General features: G+C 64.4%; 15 protein-coding genes. 5 read left to right on the forward strand and 10 right to left on the reverse strand.

Annotation, left to right across the window (positions count from 1 at the left end):
* Positions 1-16: 16 nt before the first annotated feature.
* The 10 genes from BGRAMDRAFT_RS25945 to BGRAMDRAFT_RS25990 all read right to left on the reverse strand — a co-directional run bounded on the left by BGRAMDRAFT_RS25945 (position 17) and on the right by BGRAMDRAFT_RS25990 (position 8,371).
* Positions 17-493 carry an outer membrane lipoprotein gene (locus BGRAMDRAFT_RS25945; RefSeq protein ID WP_006051854.1) on the reverse strand — a complete coding sequence of 159 codons (477 nt, stop codon included), beginning with the start codon at positions 491-493 and terminating at the stop codon, positions 17-19.
* A gap of 25 nt (positions 494-518) precedes the next feature.
* A complete protein-coding gene (locus BGRAMDRAFT_RS25950; protein WP_006051855.1) occupies positions 519-1,457 on the reverse strand; it encodes a carbohydrate kinase family protein in 939 nt (312 codons plus the stop codon).
* A 97-nt stretch (positions 1,458-1,554) separates the two neighbouring features.
* Entirely contained in the window at positions 1,555-2,055 is a 501-nt protein-coding gene (gene tpx, locus BGRAMDRAFT_RS25955; protein ID WP_006051856.1) for a thiol peroxidase, read from the reverse strand.
* A gap of 73 nt (positions 2,056-2,128) precedes the next feature.
* Positions 2,129-3,451, reverse strand: a complete 1,323-nt coding sequence (locus BGRAMDRAFT_RS25960) for a zinc-ribbon and DUF3426 domain-containing protein (protein WP_006051857.1) — start codon at positions 3,449-3,451, stop codon at positions 2,129-2,131.
* Between the two features lie 48 nt (positions 3,452-3,499).
* A complete protein-coding gene (prmA, locus tag BGRAMDRAFT_RS25965) occupies positions 3,500-4,402 on the reverse strand; it encodes a 50S ribosomal protein L11 methyltransferase (protein WP_006051858.1) in 903 nt (300 codons plus the stop codon).
* 3 nt (positions 4,403-4,405) lie between these two features.
* Positions 4,406-5,773 carry an acetyl-CoA carboxylase biotin carboxylase subunit gene (gene accC, locus BGRAMDRAFT_RS25970; protein ID WP_006051859.1) on the reverse strand — a complete coding sequence of 456 codons (1,368 nt, stop codon included), beginning with the start codon at positions 5,771-5,773 and terminating at the stop codon, positions 4,406-4,408.
* Between the two features lie 164 nt (positions 5,774-5,937).
* A complete protein-coding gene (gene accB / locus BGRAMDRAFT_RS25975) occupies positions 5,938-6,417 on the reverse strand; it encodes an acetyl-CoA carboxylase biotin carboxyl carrier protein (protein WP_006051860.1) in 480 nt (159 codons plus the stop codon).
* Between the two features lie 71 nt (positions 6,418-6,488).
* On the reverse strand, positions 6,489-6,944 hold the full coding sequence (gene aroQ / locus BGRAMDRAFT_RS25980; RefSeq protein WP_006051861.1) for a type II 3-dehydroquinate dehydratase: 456 nt from the start codon (positions 6,942-6,944) through the stop codon (positions 6,489-6,491).
* A gap of 194 nt (positions 6,945-7,138) precedes the next feature.
* The gene (locus BGRAMDRAFT_RS25985) at positions 7,139-7,708 is read right to left on the reverse strand and encodes a TlpA family protein disulfide reductase (protein ID WP_044021888.1); all 570 of its coding nucleotides are present in this window, start codon (positions 7,706-7,708) and stop codon (positions 7,139-7,141) included.
* 9 nt (positions 7,709-7,717) lie between these two features.
* Complete coding sequence (locus BGRAMDRAFT_RS25990; RefSeq protein WP_006051863.1) at positions 7,718-8,371, reverse strand: hypothetical protein; 654 nt, start codon at positions 8,369-8,371, stop codon at positions 7,718-7,720.
* A gap of 281 nt (positions 8,372-8,652) precedes the next feature.
* Between BGRAMDRAFT_RS25990 and mpl the strand changes: the two genes are divergently transcribed.
* The 5 genes from mpl (at position 8,653) to mtgA (ending at position 14,635) form a co-directional block, all read left to right on the forward strand.
* The gene (gene mpl, locus BGRAMDRAFT_RS25995) at positions 8,653-10,047 is read left to right on the forward strand and encodes a UDP-N-acetylmuramate:L-alanyl-gamma-D-glutamyl-meso-diaminopimelate ligase (RefSeq protein ID WP_006051864.1); all 1,395 of its coding nucleotides are present in this window, start codon (positions 8,653-8,655) and stop codon (positions 10,045-10,047) included.
* On the forward strand, positions 10,044-10,646 hold the full coding sequence (locus BGRAMDRAFT_RS26000; protein ID WP_006051865.1) for a YqiA/YcfP family alpha/beta fold hydrolase: 603 nt from the start codon (positions 10,044-10,046) through the stop codon (positions 10,644-10,646). The genes mpl and BGRAMDRAFT_RS26000 overlap by 4 nt, the downstream gene beginning before the upstream one ends.
* 239 nt (positions 10,647-10,885) lie before the next feature.
* Entirely contained in the window at positions 10,886-13,006 is a 2,121-nt protein-coding gene (locus BGRAMDRAFT_RS26005; RefSeq protein ID WP_006051866.1) for a ribonuclease catalytic domain-containing protein, read from the forward strand.
* Positions 13,003-13,866, forward strand: a complete 864-nt coding sequence (gene aroE, locus BGRAMDRAFT_RS26010) for a shikimate dehydrogenase (protein ID WP_006051867.1) — start codon at positions 13,003-13,005, stop codon at positions 13,864-13,866. Before BGRAMDRAFT_RS26005 ends, aroE begins: the two co-directional genes overlap by 4 nt.
* 46 nt (positions 13,867-13,912) lie before the next feature.
* Positions 13,913-14,635, forward strand: coding sequence for a monofunctional biosynthetic peptidoglycan transglycosylase (gene mtgA, locus BGRAMDRAFT_RS26015; RefSeq protein ID WP_006051868.1), 723 nt, complete (start codon positions 13,913-13,915; stop codon positions 14,633-14,635).
* Positions 14,636-15,554: the final 919 nt, after the last annotated feature.

Genomic DNA, 15,554 nt, shown 5'->3' on the forward strand with positions numbered 1-15,554 from the left:
CTCGAGAGGGGAAAGCTTAGTGCGTGACGCGCGTGACGCCGCCGCTGGAAAGCAGCCGGACGCGGTCGCCGGCGCGGAAAATCTCGCCGGTTGAGCTTTGCGTGATCGCGCGAATGTCGCCGTTATCGAGCCGCACGGTAATTTCCAGACCGTCGCGCACGGCCACCCGGTTCTCGACCGAGTTGCCCGCCACCGCACCCGCCAGACCGCCAATAATGCCGGTGACGATCGAGCCCGTGCCGCCGCCGATAGTGCTGCCGGCCACCGCGCCGAGCGCGCCGCCGCCGATCGCACCGAGGCCGCTCGGCTGACCGTTGTTCGAGCTGATCTTGACGGCGCGCACGCTGTCGACCATGCCCATGCGGACCGTTTCCTCGCGCTGCGCCTGCGACGCGGTGTAGACGTCGGCGGAACTGCTGTTATACGCACACCCCGACATGGCCAGCGAACCGGCGATCAAGGCGGCCACTATCAGGCGACTCGTTGTTCTCATTCCCTAACTCCAATAGCTTTCGGTATTACGGCAGGTCGTACCCGAACGCCTGCTTGAACCGTTCGTTGATCTGCGCCCGGGTGGGCGCGTAATTTTGCGGACCCTGCTGTTCGATCTTCAGTGCGCCCATGAGGCTCGCGAGACGGCCCGTGGTCGCCCAGCCAAGCTTCTTTTCGATGCCGTACAGCAAGCCGCCGCGAAACGCGTCGCCGCATCCTGTCGGGTCGAGCACCTGCTGTGCCTTGACGGCGGGAATGTCTTCGACGCCGCCCGCATGATGAATCTGCGCACCGTGTTCGCCGAGCGTGACGATGAGCGCTTCGACCTTGCCGGCGATCTCCTCGATCGACCAACCCGTCTTGTTGCTCACAAGTTTGGCTTCGTAATCGTTGACAGCTACATAGGTCGCAAGTTCAATCATGCGCCGCAGTGCAGCACCGTCGAAGAGCGGCAGTCCTTGGCCCGGATCGAAGATAAACGGCACGCCCGCTGCGGCAAGATGCTCGGCGTGCTGGATCATGCCGTCGTAGCCGTCCGGCGCGACGATGCCGAGCGTGATGTCCTTCGCTTCGTCCGCGCGGTTCAGATGCGACTGCATCATCGCGCCCGGATGGAACGCGGTGATCTGGTTGTTCTCGAGGTCGGTGGTGATCATCGCCTGCGCCGAATAGGTGCCCGGCACGACCAGCACGTTTTCCGTCGACAGCCCGAGCTGCCTGAAGCGGTCCATGTAAAGCTGCGCGTCGACCTCGCCGAGCGTGCCCATGATGCGCGCGTCGCCGCCGAGCAGATTCAGCGAATAGGCGATGTTGCCCGCGCAGCCGCCGAACTCGCGGCGCATCGTCGGCACCAGAAAACTCACGTTCAGGATGTGGACCTGCTCCGGCAGGATGTGCTCCCGGAACCGGCCTTCGAAAGTCATGATGTTGTCGTAGGCGAGCGAGCCGCAAATCAGCGTAGCCAAGGCGAGCGTTCCTGTAAAAAAAGAATGAAGAAATCGGGGTGACGATGTGAAAGCGCCGCGCGTGGAGCGCGGCGCCGGAGTCTGCTACGCCGAGGTTTTACTTCAGCGCGGCGAGTGCTGCGTCGTAGTTCGGTTCGTTCTTGATCTCGCTGACCAGTTCCGAGTGAACGACCTTGTCGTTCTCGTCGATCACGACGACGGCGCGCGCGGTGAGGCCCGTCAACGGACCGCTGGTGACGTCGACGCCGTACGCCTGCGCGAAGTCATGGCCGCGGAACGTCGAGGCCGTCACGACGTTCTCGATGCCTTCGGTCGTGCAAAAGCGCGACGCCGCAAACGGCAGATCGCCCGACACGACGATCACGGCCGTGTTGCTGAGCTTCGCGGCGGCTTCGTTGAACTTGCGGGTGGACGTCGCGCAGGTCGGCGTGTCGAGGCTCGGGACGATGTTCAGCACCTTGCGCTTGCCCGCGAAATCGGCGAGCGACAACGGCTTCAAATCCTTGCCGACCAGCGAGAAAGCGGGCGCGGTCTGGCCGGCCGACGGAAAGCTGCCGGCTACTTCGATCGGGTTACCGCCCAGCGTGACTTGACTCATGTTGTTGTGCTCCGAAAGTTCGTCTGTGACGACGGTGAGCGCGCCCGAATCGAGCCGGACGCGCGGGGATGCGTTACGGATAGAAAATCTGTACGCGGAAATTCGACGCGACCGCGTTGCCCGTATCGAGGCGCACGATCATGGTTTGCGTCATGTGCGGCGGCAGGCCGGCTGCGATCGGCGTGCCCGGCGCCACGTAGTCTTGCGGAAACAGCACGCGGCGCAGCGCGATGTTGTTCTGGTCGTCGAGCAGCGTGAGTTCGATCGCCGGGTAGGCGAGCGCGACGTTAAAGCGGTTGCGCAGCGGCATGCGCAACTCGAGCTTATGCGGCCCGTCGACTTGCCGCAGATCGGACGGCTCGACCTGCAGACCGTCGATGTCGTGCGGCGCCGTGACCTGGCAACCGAGTTGCGCGCATACCTTCGTGTACAGCGCCTGGCTGCGCGGCATATAGACGAGCACCGTTTCGCGTTGCCACCATGCGAGCTGCGCCAGCAACGCGATGACGAGCAGTCCCGCCGCCACCGATCCGCCGATGATCCACGCAAGGCGGCGCGGCTCTGCAGGGCGGGTTTCCCGCACCACCGGGAACGGATCGGCGTCGTCGTTGACCGGCTGCACGGAGAACGGCTCGCCGTCCGGCGTGGCTGCCGCGCGTGCCGGGCCGCGCAGATCGAGATCGTCGTCGAAATGCGGGTGCGGATGCGTTGTGCCGAGGCCGGCCGCGCCTACGCCGGTCGTGCCGAAATGCGGTTCGTTGTCGGGGAATCCGTGGAAACTTGCCGACTCGTTCAGCACCGGTTCGTCGGGCTCGGAGCCGGGAGCGCGCTCTGTCTTATGCCAGACGCGCGGTGCTTCGTCGGCGGGCGGCTGCGTTGCTGGTTCGTTTGCCGGTTCGCTTGCCGGTTCCGTGTCATACGCGAACGGTTCGAGCGGTGCGTCCGCGAGCAGCGGTTCGTGATCGGCTGCAGCCGTCGGCGCGCTGCCTGCGGGCAAGCGCGGTTCCTTCGGCGCAGCACCCACTGCATCCGTTGCACCCGCTGCCGCCGATGGACCTGCGCCCACGTAGCGCGGCTGCGCCGAGACGTTCTCTGCGTTGTGCCTGAGGCGTTCCTCGAAGAGCGGCGTGGGTCTCGGCGCCCACGGGTCCCACGCTGAGGGGCTGAAATCCGCGCCGCTCGGGCGCACGCCCGCAAGCGCCTCCATGGCCGCGGCTGCGGAGACCTGTCTTGCAGTGGAGAAGTCGCCCGCTTCGCTGATGTCGTAGAGGCTGCCGGATGCATCGAATACTTCGTGGCACTGCCCACAGCGCACGAGCCCGCGACGCAGCGCGAGCTGCGCCGGTTGCAGGCGGAAAACGGTTTCGCAGAAGGGGCAGCGCGTTGCCAGAAGCATAGTGAGCCGGTTAGCCAGGAGGCCGTTGGTTGGACAATGCGCCTTATTCTAATGGCTTTCGCGACGCGTTCCCGTTAAGCATACCCAGCCTTCGTGTTCGCGCCATACGCCGATGTCGATCCACCGCGCGTACACCTGCGCGACTTCGTCGGCCTGGCGCGCCAGGATGCCGGACAATGCGATCCGTCCACCGGGTTTGACCTTCGACGACAGCATCGACGCCATCAGCTTGAGCGGATTGGACAGGATATTGGCGACCACAATCTCGAATTCACCGGTCGGACATTCGTCGGGTAAGCCGTAGGTGACTTCAGCGCGGTTGCGCTCGCTGTTGTGACGCGCCGACTCGACCGCTTGCGGGTCGATATCGATGCCGTACACCGGATTCGCGCCGCACTTTTTGGCGAGAATCGCGAGGATGCCGGAGCCGCATCCGTAGTCGAGCACGGACTGTCCGGGCTTCACCGATTGCTCCAGCCATTCCATGCACAAACGCGTGGTCGGATGGCTGCCCGTGCCGAACGCAAGGCCCGGATCGAGTTCGAGTATCAGCGCGTTCGGGTCCGGCGCGTCGTGCCACGACGGCACGACCCAGATCCGCTCGCCAATCGGAATCGGATCGAATTGCGACTGCGTGAGCCGCACCCAGTCCTGTTCCTCGACTTCACGCACGGTGAAAGGCGGCGCTGCGGCGAGACCGATTTCATTCGATGCCGCCGCGAGCAGCACCGCGGGATCATGCTCTTGCGCAAGCAGCGCGATCACGCGCGAATGCTGCCATGCGGTGCGGTCGGGCGTGAGACCGGGCTCGCCGAAGAGCGGCTGCTCATCGGGCGTGTCGGCGTCCGCATCTTCCACGGACACCGACAGCGCGCCCAACTCGAGCAGCGCGTCGGACAATTCCTCCGCGTGCTCGCGTGCCAGTTCGGCGACCAGTTCCCGGTAACTCATGACTTACGCTTCTTCCGGCGCGGCCTGCTGCTTCGCGGCCAACCGGTTCTCGAGGTAGTGAATGCTCGTGCCGCCTTCGACGAACTTCGCGTCGAGCATCAACTCGCGATGCAACGGGATGTTCGTCTGAATGCCTTCCACGACCATTTCCGACAGCGCGATGCGCATCCGCTTGATCGCCTGCTCGCGCGTCGCGCCGTAAGCGATCAGCTTGCCGATCATCGAATCATAGTTCGGCGGCACGAAATAGCCATTGTAAGCATGCGAATCGACGCGGATGCCGGGACCGCCCGGCATGTGCCACGACGTCAAACGTCCCGGCGACGGAATGAACTTGAACGGGTCTTCGGCGTTGATCCGGCATTCGATCGCGTGACCCTTGAAGACGATGTCGCGCTGACGGAACGCGAGCTTCTCGCCGGCCGCGATGCGGATCTGTTCCTGCACGATGTCGACGCCCGTGATCAGTTCCGTCACCGGGTGTTCGACCTGCACGCGCGTGTTCATTTCGATGAAGTAGAACTCGCCGTTTTCGTACAGGAACTCGAACGTACCCGCGCCAAGATAGCCCATCTTCTTGCAGGCGTCGGCGCAACGATCGCCGATCCGGTCGATCAGACGGCGCGCGATGCCCGGCGCCGGCGCTTCCTCGATCACCTTCTGGTGACGGCGCTGCATCGAGCAGTCACGCTCGCCGAGCCAGACCGCGTTCTTGAACGAATCGGACAGCACCTGAATTTCGATGTGCCGCGGGTTCTCCAGGAATTTCTCCATGTAGACCTGCGGGTTGCCAAACGCGCGGCCGGCTTCTTCGCGCGTCATGTTGACCGCGTTGACGAGCGCCGCTTCCGTGTGCACCACGCGCATGCCGCGGCCGCCGCCGCCGCCCGCCGCCTTGATGATGACCGGATAGCCGACCTGGCGCGCAATTTTCACGATCTCTTTCGGATCTTCGGGCAACGCGCCTTCCGAACCCGGCACGCAGGGCACGCCGGTTTTGATCATCGTTTGCTTGGCGGTCACCTTGTCGCCCATCATCCGGATCGTTTCCGGGCGCGGGCCGATGAAGGTGAAGCCGGACTGCTCGACACGCTCGGCGAAGTCGGCGTTCTCCGACAGGAAGCCGTAGCCGGGGTGGATCGCTTCGGCGTCCGTGACTTCCGCCGCGCTGATCAGCGCGGGCATGTTCAGATAGCTGAGATTCGAGGGCGCCGGGCCGATGCAGACCGCCTCGTCCGCGAGCTTCACGTACTTGGCTTCCTTGTCGGCTTCCGAATAGACGACGACCGTCTTGACGCCGAGTTCGCGGCAGGCGCGCTGGATACGAAGCGCGATCTCGCCGCGATTGGCAATGAGGATTTTTTCAAACATAGCGGGTTTTCGACTCATCAGTGGGCGCCGGGTTGTTCACAACACCGGCTGCCTCAGAAGATCGGATGCGCGCCGTGCCCAACGGGCGCCAGTAACGCAAGGGGCACAGCGAGCGCAACGGCATGCGCGCGGCAAGGCGCGGGTGCGCCGCCGCGGTGAGCCACTTAGCCGACCACGAACAGCGGCTGGCCGTATTCCACCGCCTGACCGTTTTCGACGAGGATTTCCTTCACGACGCCGGACTTGTCCGACTCGATTTCGTTGAGCAGCTTCATCGCTTCGATGATGCAGATCGTCTGGCCTTCCTTGACCGTATCGCCGACCTGGACGAACGGCTCGGCGCCCGGCGACGGCGCACGATAGAACGTGCCGACCATCGGCGACGTCACGACGTGGCCCTGCGGAGCGGCTGCCGCCGGCGTCGCCGGAGCGCCTGCCGCGGCGCCTGCGGCCGGAGCTTCGCCGCCGTTGGCCGGCGCACCCTGCGCGAACTGCTGCGGCGCGTACGAAGGGGACTGTTGCACGTAAACCGGCGGCGCATTCTTGACGATGCGCACCTTGCCTTCGCCCTCGGTCACTTCGAGTTCGGAGATGCCGGACTCCGAGACCAGGTCGATCAGAGTTTTCAGTTTACGTAGATCCATCAGGAAGCCCCTTTCAATGCGTGGAAGTGCCGGCGCGTGGGCGGCCGGCGCAAATTAGACGTGTTGTTGATTCAGCCGCGCGACGAACCGGCCGCCAGCCGGTCGAGCGCGAATTCGAGCGCGTATAGATAGCCCTTCCAGCCGAGACCGCAGATCACCCCTTCGGCCTGGTCGGAAAAATACGAGTGGTGCCTGAACGGCTCGCGGCGATGCACGTTCGACAGGTGAATCTCGACGAACGGAATACCGACGCCCGCCAGCGCGTCGCGAATCGCCACGCTGGTGTGCGTGTACGCGGCGGGATTGATCAGAATGAAATCGGTCTTTTCGGTGCGCGCGGACTGGATGCGATCCACGAGCGCGCCTTCGTGGTTGCTCTGGAACGACGCCAGTTCAACCCCGGCGTCCGCTGCGCGATCGGCGAGCGCCTGATCGATCTGCGGGAGCGTCACGCGGCCATAAACCTCGGGTTCCCGTGTGCCGAGAAGATTGAGGTTGGGGCCGTGCAGTACCAGCAGTCGCGTCATGGTCGCTTCTTTTTCCGTGGAATTGGGCGCACTTTAGCGCTGATTAGAGAAACTTGTCTAGTTTCCTGCACGGACGGCGCGTTGTGAGCGCTCTTTTGACGGCTGCGCGGCGGTTCAACTTCTCCCAATTCCGCGCGATTTCCGCGTAACTTCGCGCCTTTCCGCCGCAAACGGATGTCAAAAGATTAGGAAATTTACAGCGAGTCGAGCGTCTGTTTCAGCGCTTTTGGATCGATCTGGCCTAATTTTGTCGCGCGAATGTTGCCGTTGGCGTCGATGACTACGGTGAATGGCAGCCCGCCCGCCGTATTGCCGAAGGCCCGCGCGAGGTCGGCGCCGCCAAAGCCCGTCACGTAGACTGGATAGGCGACTTGCACCTTTTGCAGGAATGTCTGGACGTTTTTCTCCGAATCCACGCCAAGTCCGACGAACTGGATGCCTTTGCCCGCGTAGTCGCGCTGAAGTTGCGACAGCGCCGGCATTTCCTCGACGCAGGGGCCGCACCATGACGCCCAGAAGTTGACGACAATTGGCCGGCCCTTCAGCGCAGTTAGCGATTCGGGCTTGCCGTCGGCTGTCTTGACCGGCATCGCCCAAAACTGCGCCACGGCGCTTTCTTTTGACGCGGGCTGCGCTGTCTGCGCCACATCGCTCACGCCATCGCCCTCGTGGTGGCGGCCGTTCAGCCAGTGATTGGCCGCGACGCCGCTCGCGGCCGCGATCACGGCGACGAAAACGCCGAAGAGAATCCGTCTGGTGTTCATCATGCGTGTCTAGTTGGTGGAAGGTGCGACGCCGCCGCCGTCGAGCAGCAATTGAACCGCCTGCAGATTCGCGCGCGCCGTGCGTCCGCGCGCGTCGGCCTTGACCGCGCCGCGCAGGTCGTCTGATTGGTAAAGGGCGACGTGAACCCCGACGGGTTCGGCGTCGCGTCCTTCGCTCGCCGACCGCCACAGGAAGCTCAGCGTCTCGACGTAGCCGCGCCCGGCGAAATGGCGCGTCTCCGAAACGTCGTACTGAATGTTCGCGTTCAGAAAGTAGATGGCGACTTCCTTCGGGTCGTCGCAGAACAACTGAAGGTGAATGTCGGAATGCTCGCCGGCCGTGCCGCCGAGCACGGCGCCCGTCAGGTACGGATTGAACGGCGCGAGCCGCTCCATCCATTCGACCGCGATACGCCGCAGGCGCCGCAACAGCGCCGGCTGACTGTCGCCCTGGAAGAGCGACTGGTATTCGCGGATTTCTTCCTCGATCTGGTCGTTATCCGGCAGCCATTCGCCGGCGACGCGGCTTTCCCCGACCACCTGCCGGGCCGCTTTGCGCTTGGCCGTTGCGTAGTCGAGGCCGTCTTCCGCAATCAGGCGCGCGGCCGCGACCGCGATTTCCTCGCGCACGCGCTGCGGATCAAAATGTGATTTGCGAACCATTCGTCCATCATACTAGAGATTGATGACAGCCCTTTCCGGCGGCCCGGACCGCTGTGGGCGCGTGCCAGGGGCGTGCCGGGGCGGGCGAGCGCGCTTAGGTCTTCGGGAGGCGTCGGTTACAATAGCGACCTTTGTGGGCAGCCGTTTCGGCTGCTCCCCATCTCACGTCCCTCGCAGCAAAGCGCCGGCCGCCCGGCGTTTTTCTGGCCCCCTCGGGGTCGGGCGCCAAGCGCCGGGTGAGGGGCCTTCCAGGAAAAACGCCCGCGCGGCACGACAGGCTTATGCACATCCACATCCTCGGTATCTGCGGCACGTTCATGGGCGGTCTCGCGGTCCTCGCGCGCGGCGCGGGCCACACGGTGACGGGCTGCGACGCCGGCGTCTATCCGCCCATGAGCACGCAGCTCGAGGCGCAAGGCATCCGGCTGATCGAGGGCTACGACGCGGAGCAGTTGAACGGCCTGAACGCCGACCTGTTCGTGATCGGCAATGTGGTCACGCGCGGCAATCCGTTGATGGAAGCGATTCTCGACCGCGGCCTGCCGTATGTGTCGGGCCCGCAATGGCTCGGCGAACACGTGCTGAACGGCAAATGGGTGCTCGCCGTGGCCGGCACGCACGGCAAGACGACGACCACGTCCATGCTGACCTGGCTGCTGGAAGACGCCGGTCTGAACCCCGGCTTTCTGATCGGCGGCGTGCCGCTCAATTTCGGCGTGTCCGCGCGGCTCACGGATTCGAGCTTCTTCGTGATCGAGGCGGACGAATACGACACCGCCTTCTTCGACAAGCGCTCGAAGTTCGTCCACTACCGGCCGAAAACGGCCGTGCTGAACAACCTCGAGTTCGATCACGCCGACATCTTCCCGGATCTCGCCGCCATCGAGACGCAGTTCCACCATCTGATCCGCACCGTGCCGCGCATTGGCCGCGTCGTGACGAACGGTCGCGAAGACGCGCTGGAGCGCGTGCTGACGCGCGGCTGCTGGAGCGAAGTGGAGCGCTTCGGCGTGCAGGGCGGCTGGGAAACGCTGCCCGCGGAAGACGGCGTGCCCGTCGACGAACGCTTTGCCGTGTATCACAACGCCGAGCGTGTGGGCGTGGTCGAGTGGCAGGTGCAGGGCGAACATAACCGGATGAACGCGCTCGCCGCGATCGCCGCCGCGCGCCATGTCGGCGTGCCGCCGGCGCAGGCGGCGAAGTCGCTGGCGAGCTTTCGCAACGTGAAGCGGCGCATGGAAGTGCGCGGCAGCGTGGACGGCGTAACCGTCTACGACGACTTCGCTCATCATCCGACCGCGATCGAAACGACCGTGGCGGGCCTGCGCGCACGCGTGGGCCGCGACAACACGCGCATTCTCGCGGTGCTCGAGCCGCGCTCGAACACGATGAAGCTCGGCGTGATGAAAGCGCAATTGCCCGCCAGTCTCGCCGACGCCGATCTGGTGTTCGGCTACGGCGCGCCGAGCGGCCGCGACGCGCTCGGCTGGAACCTGGGCGAAGCACTCGCGCCGCTCGGCGCCAACGCGCAAGCCTTCGACAATCTCGACGCGCTCGTCAAAGCGGTAGTGCATGCGGCGCGCCCCGGCGACCAAATCCTGGTGATGAGCAACGGCGGCTTCGGCGGCGTGCATCAGAAACTGCTCGACGCCCTTTCCGCGCGAGGCGCCACGTGATCCTTTATCTGCACGGCTTCCGCTCGTCGCCGAATTCGTTCAAGGCGCGCCTGCTGGCGGCGCGCCTTGTCGAACTGGGTCGCAGCGACGAATGGTGCTGCCCGATGCTGCCGGTTTCACCCTCCGAGACGATTGCGCTCGCGGAGTCGCTAGTGGCCGCTGCCGGCACGCAGCGCGTGACCGTGATCGGCAGTTCGCTCGGCGGCTACTTCGCCACGTATCTGGCGGAAAAGCACGGCTGGCCGGCCGTGCTGCTGAACCCGGCGGTCGTGCCGCAACGCGACCTGAGCGCCTATCTCGGCGAGCAGCCGTTGTGGCATGGCGGCGGCAGCATCGTCGTCGAGCCACATCATCTTGACGAATTGCGGGCGCTGAGTGTGACGTCCATCACGCGCCCCGAACGTTATTATTTGCTGGCCGCGACCGGCGACGAAGTGCTCGACTACCGCGAAATGCTCGCGCACTATCCGGGCGCGCGCACGACGCTGATCGAGGGCAGCGACCACGCGATCAGCGAGTTCGCCGATTATGTCGACGACGTACTGGCGTTTTGCGACGCCGAAGACGTCGAGCCGCCTGCGCCGCGCGAAGCAGCTTGAGCAATAGCCGGACTTAACCAGAGTTAGCCAGACATAGCGAACGCCTGGCCGGGTCGAAGCCGAACGTAGCCGGCGCGATCCAGAAAGCGGACCGCGCGGCAGCAGAAGCGCTGCCCGCCATCAGATTCATGCCGCACAGATTCATGCCGCATGCGCGCCTCGCGCGCGGCGGACCCACCATCACGAACACGTTGCCGTGCCGCGCACGCCGGCGGATGCAAGTCAGACGAGAGTATTGAGTGAACGTTTTCTTCGAGGAATCGGGCAGTTTCAAGGCCGGCAGCGTGCTGTCGCGCCAGGGCGATGCGTTTCAGGTCGAGTTGCCGGGCGGCCGCCGCGCCAAGGTGCGCGCCAAGGATGTGCTGATCGAGTTCGACAAGCCAGGCGCGGCCGAGTTAATGCAGGAAGCAGACGCCGTCGCGCAGGACATCGATCTCGACTTCCTGTGGGAATGCGCGCCCGACGACGAGTTTCCGTTCGCCACGCTCGGCGCGGAATATTTCGGCGAGCGTTTCGGTCCGACCGAACGCGCGGCGCTGGTGCTGCGCATGCATGGCGCGCCGGTGTATTTCCGTCGCAAGGGCCGCGGCATGTATCAGCGCGCGCCGCAGGAGCAGCTCAAGATGGCGCTCGCCGGCCTCGAGCGCAAGCGGCAGCAGGCGCTCATCCAGCAGGGCTACGAGGAAGAGCTGAAGGCCGGCCGTTTGCCCGAGGCGTTCACCGGCAAGACGGCGCTCGCGTTGCTGACCAAGCCCGACAAGAACACCATCGAGTACAAGGCGCTCGAAGCCGCCGCGGCCGCGCGCGGCATTTCGCAGGCGCGGCTGATGCTGGAATGCGGCGCGATTCCGTCGGCGCGTGCGCTGCACGAGGCCAGATTCCTCGCCGAGTTTTTCCCGCACGGCACCGGCTTTCCGCCGGTCACGCTCGGCAGCTTGCCGGACGATTTGCCGGAAGCCAACGTGCAGGCATTCTCGATCGACGACATCACGACCACTGAAATCGACGATGCGTTCTCCGTCGAGCATCTCGCGGACGGCCGCGTGCGGATCGGCGTGCACATCGCCGCGCCGGCGCTCGGCATTCAGCGCGGCGACGAGGTCGATGCGATTGCGCGCACGCGTCTGTCGACGGTTTATATGCCGGGCGACAAGATCACGATGCTGCCCGACAGTGTCGTCGATGCGTTCACGCTTGCCGAGGGCGGTTTGCGTCCCGCGCTGTCGCTCTATGTGATCGTCAATCGCGAGACGCAGGAAATCGTCGCGAGCGAAACCCGCGCCGAGCGTGTGTTCGTGAAGAACAATCTGCGTCACAACACGCTCGACGAACTCGTCACCGAAGAAGCGCTCGCCGCCGGAACGGGCGAGTATCCGCACAAGGAAGACATCGCGGTGTTGTGGCCGTTCGCGCAGGCGCTGTTCGAAAAGCGTCAGGCCGCGCGCGCGGGCTACGGTCTGCGCCGCGAGGTGCAGCGCAATACCGACTTCAACTTCTACGTCGAAGGCGAACACATCACGATTACGCCGCGCCGGCGCGGTTCGCCGCTCGACACGATCGTCGCCGAACTGGCGATTCTCGCGAATTCGTCGTGGGGCGCGTTCCTGCACGATCACGGCGTGCCGGGCATCTATCGCACGCAGCGCGCGTTCGGAGCGCCGACCGGCCCCAAGCGCACGCGCATGCAGACCAATGCCGCGCCGCACGAAGGGCTCGGCGTCACGCAGTACGCGTGGAGCACGTCGCCGCTGCGCCGTTACGTCGACCTGGTGAATCAGTGGCAGTTGCTCGCGTGCGTGCAGCATGGCGTGACCGCCAAGCTGGCCGCGCCGTTCAAGCCGAAAGACGCCGATCTGTTCGCCGTCGTGCAAGGTTTCGACGATACGTATACCGCGTACGCCGATCATCAGCGTCGCATGGAATATTTCTGGTGCCTGCGCTGGTTGAAGCAGGAGAACAGGAAGCAGGTGGTGGCGTCGGTGGTGAAGGGCGATCTCGTGCGGCTCGAAGAGATTCCGTTGCTGCTGCATGTGCCGGGGCTCGGCGTGCATGCACGCGGCACGCGCCTGCAGATGGAAGTGATGTCGATCGACGAATTGACTGTCGAGGCGTCCGTGCGTCTTCTGCATGTGCTCGACGCGCCTACTGTGACGAGCGGCAGCGAAGCGGAAGAAGCGGACGAGACGGACGAAGGCGAAGAAGAGGAAATCGTCGAGGCATCGGACGAAAGCGCCGAGAGCGAAGCCGAGGCGCAAGCCGAAGCGGATGCCGAAGGCGATTCCAATGCGAACGATGCTTCGGGCAGCGAAGGTTCGTCGAATGCCGACGCCGGGCAGCACATCACGGAACCCGGACGATGAGCGCGGCAGAAACGAAAGACCGTTACGCGGTGATCGGCAATCCGGTCGGCCATAGCAAATCGCCGTTCATTCACGGCCGCTTTGCCGCGCAGACGGGCGAGGCGCTCGAATACGGCGCGTTGCTCGCGCCGGTGGATGCTTTCGTGCCGCACGTGCGCGCCTTTATCGACGCGGGCGGCCGCGGTCTCAACGTGACAGTGCCGTTCAAGCTCGACGCGCACGCTTTCGCCGACAGCCTCTCGCCGCGCGCGGCCGCTGCCGGCGCGGTGAATACGTTGCGCGTCGATTCGAGCGGCATCTACGGCGACAACACCGATGGCTTCGGGCTCGTGCACGACATCGAAGTGAATCTCGGCGTGCCGCTGAAGGGCGCGCGCGTTCTGCTGCTTGGCGCCGGCGGCGCCGCGCGCGGCGTGGTGCTGCCGATGCTCGAGCGCGCGCCGCATACGCTCACCATCGTCAACCGGACGGCCGAGAAGGCCGAGGCGCTGGTCGCGCAGTTCGCGCAAGCCGCGAGTGACGCCGCTTGCCGTCTGAGCGGCGGCAACGCGCGCGCGATCGAGGCGGGCGCTTACGACGTGATCGTCAACGCGACGGCGGGGAGTCTCGAAGCGTCGTTGCCGGAGTGCGACGAGCGCGCGTTCGGCAGCGGCACGCTTGCCTACGACATGATGTACGGCGCGCATCCGACCGTCTTCATGGAGCACGCGGCGAAGCTCGGCGCGCGCGGCGCCGATGGTCTCGGCATGCTCGTCGAGCAGGCAGCCGAATCGTTTTACGTCTGGCGCGGCGTGCGGCCCGACGGCGCGCCTGTGCTCGCCGAACTGCGCGCGTTGTTGACGGCGCCGTCGCACGCCTGACGCGCGCATCCGTCACACCTGCATTCACACGAGGCCCCTCACTACGATGACAGCAACGCGGCGCGCGAGCCGGGCGAGTCCGGCGCGATGGATCGTTTATCTTGTCGCCGTGCTGGTGTTCGCGTGGCTCGCGACGCAGCTGTTTTACTTCGCGCAGATCGCGGTGTGGAACTATGTGAATCCGCGCTCGACGGCTTATATGCGCTCGGATGCGTGGCGCTTGTCGCGAGAGAGGCCCGATCTTTCGATGCAGCATACGTGGGTGCCGTATGAGCAGATTTCGCGCAATCTGAAGCGGGCGATCATTGCCTCCGAAGACGCGAACTTCGTCACCAACAACGGCTACGAAACGGACGCGATTTTGCAGGCGTGGGAGCGCAACAAGTCGAAGGGCAAGATTGTGCGCGGCGGCTCTACGATCACGCAGCAATTGGCGCGCAACCTGTTTTTATCGCGTGAGAAGAGTTATATCCGCAAGGGGCAGGAGTTGATTGTCACGTGGATGCTGGAGACCTTGATGGACAAGGAGCGCATCTTCGAGATCTATCTGAATTCCGTCGAGTGGGGCAATGGTGTGTATGGCGCCGAGGCGGCGGCGCGTTATTACTATAAGACGTCGGCGAGTGCACTGAGTGCCGCGCAGTCGGCGCGGTTGGCGGTTATGCTGCCGCAGCCCAGGTATTTTGATGAGCATCGGGGGTCCAGGTATCTTTCGCAGAGGTCGCGGGTGATTGGGCGGAGGATGGGGGCGGCTGAGTTGCCCGAATAGTTATGCCTGTGGCGCTCTTGTTTACCCTTTGGCCTTTCGTTGAATTCGTTGTGGTCTATTTGTGTTGTCCCTGGCTTGCTTTGGCCTTTCCTTGATTTCATGGTGGTCTATTGGCGTTGCCCCTGTGCGGGGCGGCACTCACTTTCTTTGCCGCCGCAAAGAAAGTAAGCAAAGAAAGCGGGCTCACACCGCCAGCTTATAAGTGGGTCCCTTGGTTGGGAGAGGGCGGTGGTGCGTTTGACATCCGTGCCCTCGCGCATTCGGCGCTCGTGACAAGGCAGTCATTCTTCCGGCGACGCTTCGCGCTCCGCAGCGGTCGTTCTTAAAACCGCCCTCCGTTTCCTTCCTTTGGTTTCCTGAGCTTTCGTCTGCAAGCCGACGCTCCCCGCGCTCGCCGAAAGGTCCGGCGCCATTTGCCGCGCCAAAGCCTTCCTGACCACTCACCGCAATTCCGTTAGCGCGTCGCCGAGGCGAAGCCGATGGCCCCCCACCGCGCAAAAACGCAAGCGGGCGGTATAAGCGAACCCTTCCGGCGAGCACGCAGTGCGAGGCGGGAAGCATGACTGCCTTGTCACGAGCACCGAATGTGCGAGGACACAGATGTCAGGCGCGCCACTACGCCCTGCGAACCGGAGGAGCCATCTACAAGCTGGCGGTGTGAGCCCGCTTTCTTTGCTTACTTTCTTTGCGGCGGCAAAGAAAGTGAGTGCCGCCCCGCACAGGGGCAACGCAAATAGACCACCGCGAAATCAAGGAAAGGCCAAAGCGAGCGAGTGGGACCCACTTATAAGCCACCGGTGTGAGCCCGCTTTCTTTGCTTACTTTCTTTGCGGCGGCAAAGAAAGTGAGTGCCGCCCCGCACAGGGGCAACGCGAATAGACCACCGCGAATTCAAGGAAAGGCCAAGACACGAACCCAA

The sequence above is a fragment of the Paraburkholderia graminis C4D1M genome (assembly GCF_000172415.1).
Classification (GTDB): Bacteria; Pseudomonadota; Gammaproteobacteria; order Burkholderiales; family Burkholderiaceae; genus Paraburkholderia; species Paraburkholderia graminis.

Coding starts and splice junctions, on each gene's coding strand:
- prmA (WP_006051858.1), bottom strand. CDS start 4,402: ATGAGTTACCGGGAACTGGTCGCCGAACTGGCACGCGAGCACGCGGAG.
- BGRAMDRAFT_RS25990 (WP_006051863.1), bottom strand. CDS start 8,371: ATGGTTCGCAAATCACATTTTGATCCGCAGCGCGTGCGCGAGGAAATC.
- aroE (WP_006051867.1), top strand. CDS start 13,003: ATGAGCGCGGCAGAAACGAAAGACCGTTACGCGGTGATCGGCAATCCG.
- BGRAMDRAFT_RS25945 (WP_006051854.1), bottom strand. CDS start 493: ATGAGAACAACGAGTCGCCTGATAGTGGCCGCCTTGATCGCCGGTTCG.
- BGRAMDRAFT_RS25960 (WP_006051857.1), bottom strand. CDS start 3,451: ATGCTTCTGGCAACGCGCTGCCCCTTCTGCGAAACCGTTTTCCGCCTG.
- aroQ (WP_006051861.1), bottom strand. CDS start 6,944: ATGACGCGACTGCTGGTACTGCACGGCCCCAACCTCAATCTTCTCGGC.
- tpx (WP_006051856.1), bottom strand. CDS start 2,055: ATGAGTCAAGTCACGCTGGGCGGTAACCCGATCGAAGTAGCCGGCAGC.
- BGRAMDRAFT_RS25985 (WP_044021888.1), bottom strand. CDS start 7,708: ATGAACACCAGACGGATTCTCTTCGGCGTTTTCGTCGCCGTGATCGCG.
- accB (WP_006051860.1), bottom strand. CDS start 6,417: ATGGATCTACGTAAACTGAAAACTCTGATCGACCTGGTCTCGGAGTCC.
- accC (WP_006051859.1), bottom strand. CDS start 5,773: ATGTTTGAAAAAATCCTCATTGCCAATCGCGGCGAGATCGCGCTTCGT.
- mpl (WP_006051864.1), top strand. CDS start 8,653: ATGCACATCCACATCCTCGGTATCTGCGGCACGTTCATGGGCGGTCTC.
- mtgA (WP_006051868.1), top strand. CDS start 13,913: ATGACAGCAACGCGGCGCGCGAGCCGGGCGAGTCCGGCGCGATGGATC.